Source organism: Massilia sp. CT11-108 (assembly GCF_047302915.1).
Classification (GTDB): Bacteria; Pseudomonadota; Gammaproteobacteria; order Burkholderiales; family Burkholderiaceae_D; genus Telluria; species Telluria orientalis.
On record NZ_JBKYMO010000516.1, the window covers coordinates 1 to 3,782 of the forward strand.

Below are 3,782 nucleotides of genomic sequence, written 5' to 3' on the forward strand. Positions count from 1 at the left end.
ATGGGCCGCCACGACGAATTCGTCGCCGCCCAGCCGCGCCACGACGTCGCCCGGACGCAGGCACGACTGCAGGCGCTGGCCCACCTGGCGCAGCAGATGGTCGCCGGCCGCGTGGCCCAGTGAATCGTTGACTTCCTTGAAGCGGTTCAGGTCGATGAACAGCACGGTGGTTTCCGCCTGGCCGCGCGCCTGGCCCAGCATCGACCGCAGATGGCCGTTCAGCCACGCGCGGTTGGGCAGGCCCGTGAGGTCGTCGCGCGTGGCCAGCTGCTCCAGCCGCTCCTCCGCGCGCTTGCGGTCGGTGATGTCGTGGAAGAAGACCGACAGGCCCTCGTCGTGCGCATACACGCGCACGCTGAGCCAGACGCCTTCCGGTTCGTAGAAGGTTTCGAACGCCGCGTTCGCACGCGTCGCCATTGCCCGCCGGTAGATGACGCTGGTCTCGGTGCCGTCCAGGTCGTTCGCGACGTCCCACAACACCCTGCCGCCCGAGGTGCCAGGCTCGACGCCGACGAACACCTCGGCCAGCGTGTTGGCGTACGTGATCTCCCAGTTGCGGTTCACCGAGAAGAAGCCGTCCTCGATGCTTTCCAGGATCGTGCGCAAGCGCGCATGCGCGTCCTCGACGCGGTGCAACATCTGCCTTTCACGTGTGATGTCGCGCGATACGAGCACGGCGCCGAACACGGTGCCCGTGACCGGATCCGTCACTTTGCGCACCTTGGAGCCCAGCTCGACGTAATGGCCGTCGCGGTGCCGCTTGCGCACCACGAGCACGTCGGCGATGTCTTCACCGGCGAGGAGGCGCGCGAGCGCAGCGCCGGTGGGCGCCTGGTCGTCCGGATGGAGGAATTCGAGGACGCTGCGCCCCACCAACTGCGCCGCGTCCCAGCCCACGACGGTCGTGTACGACGGCGACACGTGGATGTAGCGGCCATCCACGCCGCAGTGCGCGATCAGGTCCATGCTGTGGTCGACGATGAGGCGATGCTCCGCCTCGCTGCGCAGCGCGCGGTCGAGGGTGGCTTTCTGCTCCGTGACGTCGGCGAAGGCGCCGGACCAGCCGGCGATCCGGCCTCCCGCCTCCATGCGCGGCAGGCCGGACACGACGATCCGGCGCACGCGGCCGTCCGCGCACGGGATGTCGACGTCACAGTGGAATGGCGCGGACCGCGCCAGCGCATCCGCGACGCGGTCCGCCGGCTGCGTGTCTGCAGCGTACAACCGTACCCAGTCCTGCAGGCGCGTCGCGACGGCGAACGGCGGCAGCGCACCGGGCCCGTGGTCGACGACCGACGTGCACACGCCTTCCGTATCCGTGGTCCAGATGCTCGCGATAAAGGATGTCGGGTGTGGCATGGGATTCTGAAAAGGTGGGAAACAGCATCCTGAGCTGTCATTATGCACCATGACTATTGCTGTAGGACAAAACCCACGCACTCAGCTTGAAGATGTTGCCCGACAACAACTCAGAAGGGCGATGCAGCACGGTGCCGGCGGCGATGCCGGCGCCGCGTGAACGAGGAATTACTGGCGCAGCAGCGTGCGCAGGGTGCGCGACAGGTCCTCGGCCGAGAACTTGGCGACGTAGGCGTCGGCGCGGACGTTCTTGACGTGTTCCTCGTTCGTCGTGCCGGACAGCGACGAGTGGATCACGACCGGCATGTTGCCGAAGCGCGCGTTCGACTTGATGTTGCGGGTCAGGGTGAAGCCATCCATTTCCGGCATCTCGAGGTCGGTCAGTACGAGGGCGACCTTGTCGTGCACGGTCTTGCCCTCGGCTTCCGCCGCGGCGGCGATATGGTTCAGCTGGTCCCAGCATTCCTTGCCGCTCTTCGTCATCACGAACGGGAGGCCCATCGCGTCGAGGCCCTGCTCGATCAGCGCGCGCGCGACGACGGAATCGTCCGCGGCCAGGATCACGGCGCCCGGCTTCAGCTTCATCTTGGCGCCGACGGCATGTTCGATGTTCTCGGTCTGCGCTTCCGGATTCAGGTTGCGCAGGATCGTCTCGACGTCGAGTACCTGGGCCAGGCGGGCCGGCTGGCCGTCCACCGCTTCCAGGCGCGCGATGCTCGTGACCATGCCGCTGCCGGCGCTCTTCTCGGCCGACATCACCTGCGTCCAGTCGAGGCGCACGATTTCTTCCACGCTCTCGACGGCGAACGCCTGCGTGGTGCGCGCGAATTCCGTCACCAGCATGATGTTCAGGCCGGTCTTGGGCGTGACGCCGGCGATGCCCGGCAAGTCGAGGACCTGGATGATCTGGCCGCGCAGGTTGACCACGCCCAGGACGTGATCGGGCGCGCCGGCCACCTTGGTGATCGTCGGCATGGCGACGATCTCGCGGATCTTGAAGACGTTAATGCCGAACAGCTCGCTGTGCTCCCCGCTGGCGTCGCCGCCGAGACGGAAAAGCAAAAGCTCGAATTTGTTCGTGCCCGTGAGGTTGCTGCGCTCGTCGACTTCCTGCTGAACCGATTTCATGTCCCATCCCAAAAAGGTTGATTCTTTTGGGAAATTCTAGACGCGAACCGCGTGTCGGTATAAAGACCAGCAAGAATCTCCGTCACATTTTAGTGATTTCGCACCAAAAAACCACACACGTTTGATGAAATCGTAACGGCTGATCACGCTGTCGAGGCCTGCGCATCCACTTCCCGCAGCGCCTGCCGCGCCATCTGGAGAATGCCTTCGAACGACTTCGCGGCGGCGATGAAGCGGCCGTTGTGGCAGAAACCGGCATCCGGCACACCCGTGACGGCGGCCAGGTCGGCATCGCGCAGGCCCGCCCAGGCGGCCGGCAGGTCGGCGCGCGCGTCGAAGCTTTCGGCGCTGACGGGCACCGTGTGGATCATGTGGCGCTGCTCGGCCAGGCTGTAGCTGATGACGAACAGCACCTTCGGCATCTCCTTGCGCACGATGGCCGTCCACGGCAGTGCGGCATTTTTCAGGTACAGCACGCGGCCGCCTTCGAGCACCTCGGCATGCCGCACCTGATCCACGGCGAGCTGCGCACCGATGCGGTACTTGACCGCATTGATCATCAGGTCCGTGAGCAGGCCCAGCACGCGCCGGAACTGCTCGTCGCGGTAGGCCTCGGCGGCCGGGCCATAGCCGAGCCGCTGCTCGTCGAGCCAGTTCGGGTTGAAGCCGGAGACGATCGCGGACAGGCCATAGCTGCCCGGCGCGTTGCGGGCCGCGCCCACGTCGGAGAGGTCGAGGTATTGCACGACGTCCGCATCGATCGCATACGCCATCTGCTGGGCGCCCTCCTCCGACAATCTGTAGCCCGCGTGCCGTTCGGCCAGCAGCGCCACGCAGCGCGCGCCGTATTCGCGCCACACGAGGCCGGCGCTGGCATAGGGTACGCCGCTGACGCGGGCGCCGTCGAAGCCCTTCTGGTGGTGGTCGAAGCGGCCCGCGGCCGGGTTCCACTCGCCGCCCACGTCGATGGCGACGTCGGCCCGCGCGATGATGGCGGGGTCGCGCGTGCGGACGAGCTCCGCGTCCGGATACAACAACAGCAGCACGGCTACCGCCCACGCGTCGTCCGCGTGGAATTTACCGCTGTGGGTCACGATCAACATACTGGCTCCAGTCTGAATGCATACCCCGATGATACCGGCTTTGGCCGCAAGGCCGGGCACGGGTATCATGCTTCCTATTCCCATCCGCATCGAGACGACCCCCATGGCGATCCGTTTTCCGACCCTGCCCCTCGCTTTCGTACTGAGCCTCGGCCTGGCGCCGGCCGCCGCGCGCGCGGACGCGCAGGCACC

The 3,782-nt window shown here is 66.4% G+C and carries 3 protein-coding genes; all 3 read right to left on the bottom strand.

Annotated elements, in window-relative coordinates:
- A partial coding sequence (locus ACEN88_RS26490) for a PAS domain S-box protein (RefSeq protein ID WP_413344460.1) occupies positions 1–1,359 on the bottom strand: 1,359 nt, incomplete at its 3' end.
- Positions 1,360–1,527: 168 nt separating this feature from the next.
- Positions 1,528–2,487 (bottom strand): chemotaxis protein, encoded by a 960-nt coding sequence (locus ACEN88_RS26495; RefSeq protein WP_413344462.1) that lies wholly within the window; start codon positions 2,485–2,487, stop codon positions 1,528–1,530.
- Between the two features lie 143 nt (positions 2,488–2,630).
- Positions 2,631–3,590: an MYG1 family protein gene (locus ACEN88_RS26500; RefSeq protein WP_413344464.1), complete on the bottom strand. Its 960-nt coding sequence runs from the start codon at positions 3,588–3,590 to the stop codon at positions 2,631–2,633.
- Positions 3,591–3,782: the final 192 nt, after the last annotated feature.